This window comes from Candidatus Chordibacter forsetii (assembly GCF_964187505.1).
Lineage (GTDB): Bacteria > Verrucomicrobiota > Verrucomicrobiia > Opitutales > Seribacteraceae > Chordibacter > Chordibacter forsetii.
The window spans coordinates 1-4,146 of record NZ_CAXLML010000206.1; the positions used below are offsets into that span (position 1 = coordinate 1).

Consider the following 4,146-nt stretch of genomic DNA (forward strand, 5'->3'; position numbering starts at 1 on the left):
TTTTCTCACAAAGATTTTCAATCCTCTGGCTTACCCTCAGCCTATTGGGGTATGGATGGCTTTGAGCACAATGGAGCACTGAACCTTCTAAAAGGTGGCATTCAACATGCCGATAAAATCACTACGGTCAGCCCAACTTATGCCCTTGAAATACGCACCCCTGAATATGGGTGCGGGTTGGAATCAAGCTTACAATACCGCGGTGCTGATTTGATAGGGATATTAAACGGTATAGACGAAGCAGGTTGGGACCCCCAAAAGGATACCGCCCTCCCCCAGCCGATTATTCCGACATCTCCCCAAGCGGGCAAAAAAGCTTGCAAGAAGGCTTTATTAAAAGAATTGAAAATGCAAGAAAGCCCAGAATTACCGCTTTTCGGAGTGGTCTCCAGGTTATACGACCAAAAGGGTTTGGACTTACTCGTAGAAATTCTACCAAAATTAATGGAGCAAACAGATGCTACCTTTGCCATTTTGGGAAGTGGTGAACATTCGGAGGAGCAAGCAATCAAGAAATTATCTGCTTCCTTCCCCCATCGAATTGGTGCCTTCATTGGCTTTGATGATGGCCTGGCCAGAAGAATTTTTGCAGGGTCCGATTTTTTTATCATGCCCAGTCGATTTGAGCCCTGTGGATTAGCCCAGCAATATGCAATGCGTTATGGTTCGTTGCCTGTTGCCCGTAAAACCGGTGGACTCGCAGACACCATTCGACCGATTGCTCGAGGGGAAAGCTCTCCAAACGGCTTCCTGTTTTCCCGAGCAAGTGGGCAAGATCTTTGGAACTCCATACTGGATGCTATTAAAGTTTACCGCACTCCCCGAAAGTTCGCCCAACTCAGAAAAAATACCCTTCTTCAATCATGCGGTTGGGAAGAAGCAGCCAATCAGTATGCTCAGACTTACGAATGGGCATTGAAGGCTGACTAGTTTATCCTTTTTTTCTAAATTTAGTAGGTAGTCCACACCTACATAGTTTGGATGTGCATAACTTTCGCGCCCATTTTAATCTTTCCCCTTGCACTGAATATTTGAGCAACGCTAACGTAGAAGGTGAAAGTTTTAGCCACTTCAGCCAATGATTTCAAATGGACCCTCCAGAACCTTTACTCAAGAAGCCGTCGAGGCTTGGTTCAGACGGCTTTGCACCACCGAGTGGGAAAAGAAATTTACTGACGAACAATTAAAATCGGCCCAGAAATTCTATCGCGAAGGCTACCTTAGTACTATTGATATTCAGGAAAACCAAGCCATCGTTACCAAAAAAATCAACCGAGAAGAAACCTACTCGGTGGTAGAATGGATTGGACAAGGCCCAGAAATTCGAACTTCTCTGGATGATGAGGAGATTGGAATCGCTCTTGCAACCGCCGGATTGTATGAGATTGAAGAGTTAATATCTGAACTTCAAGAAGACGACCCTCTTCTTGGAGTGGGTTGGATGGAAGAGGAAAAAAAGCAACCAAAGAAAGACGACGAGGAAACGGACTCGGAACCCGAGGATGTGGCCGAAAAAGAAAATACAGGAACTGGACTTCTTATCCGAATGGAAGTATCTGCCCAAAAAGGATTGCGGGCTATTCCAGAATGGAGAAATTTGGATAACTCGCGAATTTCCGTTTACGCTAAGGAGGCAGCTGAAGTAGAAGACTGTGACCGCCCCGCTCTGATGCGCTTTGTTGCTGAAGCTGGTAAATACGGTTTTGTATTCCAAAAGGGAGTGGGTGAATTCCTACTTGCCGATTGGAAAAAGGTGGCAAAATTGGCGGAGGAATCTCTCTGCGGATGGGAAGATTCATTTGAATTGGAATACGGGGGGGATGCACATTTACTCAAACAAGGACAGCGTACCCTGAGTTGGGAAATTGAAGCTCGTAGTCGGGACGATGAAAGTATGATTCTGAGAGAAAACTTTCATATTGGAAACCGTAGGTTGGGAACTCAACATATTCGCAGAGTGACCAAAGCAAGACAGGGTGCCACTTTTATACGAGGTCACGGTCTGGTCAGGTTAGATCAAGCACAAGTTGAAGACTTCGAATGGTGGCAGCGGAACCGGGGAGACGCCAAGCGTGCCCAGTGGCCGAGGTATATGCTTTTTTCCCTATTTGCCCGAAAGTATCTGAGAACACGGGCCGATGGACAGCTTGATCATTGGCGAGAATCGATCAAAGCCCTTGATACTAACGGGGTGGGCAAAAAATTCACCTTTCTTCGGCCCTACCAAAAGCAAGGAGTCGCTCATTTACATGCCTTACACAGTTTGGGCTGTCACCCGTTACTTGCCGATGAAATGGGTTTGGGGAAAACCATGCAGACCCTTGCACTACTTAGTTCGCAAACCACCCAAGATTTGCCAGACTTGGTTACTTGTCCAGCATCGGTGGTTCCAGTTTGGGTAAAAGAGGCGGCTAAACATTTTCCAAAATTAAAGGTTCGTATTTTAAGGAAGGAAGAAACATTTGATCAAACAGATGAACCCTGTTTGTGGGTTGCCAGTTATACTCAATTAAGACGCCATCGCCACCTCCTCGACAAAGTGGAATTCCGCTATGCGGTGCTCGATGAAGCTCAATTAATCAAGAATCCAAAGGCCAAAGTTACTCAGGCTTGCTTATCGATTGAAGCCCGGAACCGACTTGCCCTTTCGGGCACTCCTATTGAAAATTCTGCTCTCGATTTATGGACAATTTTTCGCTTTCTTATGCCTGGTTTGTTGGGTGCCCGCAAAGAGTTAGAAAATTGCCTCATTGAGGATTCGGCCAAAACCCTGCAACTATTACGCCGTCAAGTTACTCCCTTTGTCTTGCGCAGGATGAAGAATGAAGTGGCTTCTGAACTTCCACCGAAGCTCGAAACCGAACTCCCCTGCCCCCTGAACGACGAACAGCGCAAAGTATACAAAGCACTTGCTGAGGGCGGACTGCAAGCACATGGAAACGATTTACGCGAAGCCATTCGGCAATCGTCCATGCATGTTTTCTCCCTGCTTACCCGTCTGCGCCAAGCCTGTTGTGATCTTGGATTACTTCCAGGCAGGGAACATTTGCCCGCTTGTGGAACTAAGAGTGATTTGTTAATCGAAAAATTGCATGACCTTTCTAGCTCTGGGGCCAAAGTCTTGGTATTTAGTCAGTTCACCACTTTTTTATCCCTTATAAAGAAACGGATAAAACTGGAAATTCCTCATTTGGAAATTCTTGAACTTACCGGCTCCACGCGGGATCGCTCTAAACCCGTGGATCGGTTCGAATCTTCAAAGGAGCCTGCGGTAATGCTTGCATCGCTAAAGGCAGCTGGGCTTGGAGTCACTCTCAAATCTGCAGATTATGTGTTTTTAATGGATCCATGGTGGAACCCGGCTGTCGAAGAACAGGCAATTGACCGAGCCCATCGCTTAGGGAGGGTTAAACCCACCTTTATTTATCGAATGGTTGCTCAGGGAACGATCGAGGAACGTGTTCGCCAGTTACAATTACAAAAGAAAGAAACCTTTCGACAAGTCATTGGAGAATTAGAGAAGCCCAGTGGATTGGCAGAACATTTCTCATCACTAGAAGAATTAATTGAGTTGAACGACTAACAGAAGTTGATCTCTAAGGGTTCAGAGTAGAGATAAGAATCGAGTTGCAAAGGTATTTGCGTACCTTTTGTGATCTTCCGTGTGCGGAGATAAAGAAACCCCTATTCCTCCATCTCCAAATCCGCATTCTTTCTCCTGCGAAATCTTCGGACATAAGACATCCCGGGCACCATCAATAGTCCAGTGACCATCATATAGGTAGAGGGTTCAGGAACAGCTGAATACTGCAGATAAAAGGCTCCACTTCCGTCATACCATACATCCCACTCGTTTAAGTGATGGCTATTATAGTGTGACCACCCTCGACTCTCGATAGATATATTTGAAACAAGACCAGCGGAGCCCATATTCCCTGACCCCGTCCATCCAGAACCGCTGCCAGTGGCTTCCATAAATTTGAATCCATTCGTAGTTTGGTAAGACCCCCAAACATCTCCTCCACCCATAGCGCCAGCGGTTCCATTAGCTGCCAATCCCATTATGTTTATGGTGAAAGTATCACTAGAAGAATCGAAATTTAAAGTATCAAATTTTAATAGATCCCAGTCAGAACCCGCACTACC

Annotated in this window: 3 protein-coding genes; 2 read left to right on the top strand and 1 reads right to left on the bottom strand. The window is 46.0% G+C overall.

Translation table 11 applies throughout. The features are described from left to right. On the top strand, positions 1–930 hold a 930-nt coding region (locus ACKPQ4_RS09045), incomplete at its 5' end, for a glycogen synthase (protein WP_407680859.1). 148 nt (positions 931–1,078) lie between these two features. Beyond that, positions 1,079–3,583, top strand: a complete 2,505-nt coding sequence (locus tag ACKPQ4_RS09050; RefSeq protein ID WP_407680860.1) for a DEAD/DEAH box helicase — start codon at positions 1,079–1,081, stop codon at positions 3,581–3,583. Between the two features lie 101 nt (positions 3,584–3,684). On the opposite strand, the gene ACKPQ4_RS09055 is transcribed toward ACKPQ4_RS09050, so the two are convergent. After that, a partial coding sequence (locus ACKPQ4_RS09055) for a PEP-CTERM sorting domain-containing protein (protein WP_407680861.1) occupies positions 3,685–4,146 on the bottom strand: 462 nt, incomplete at its 5' end.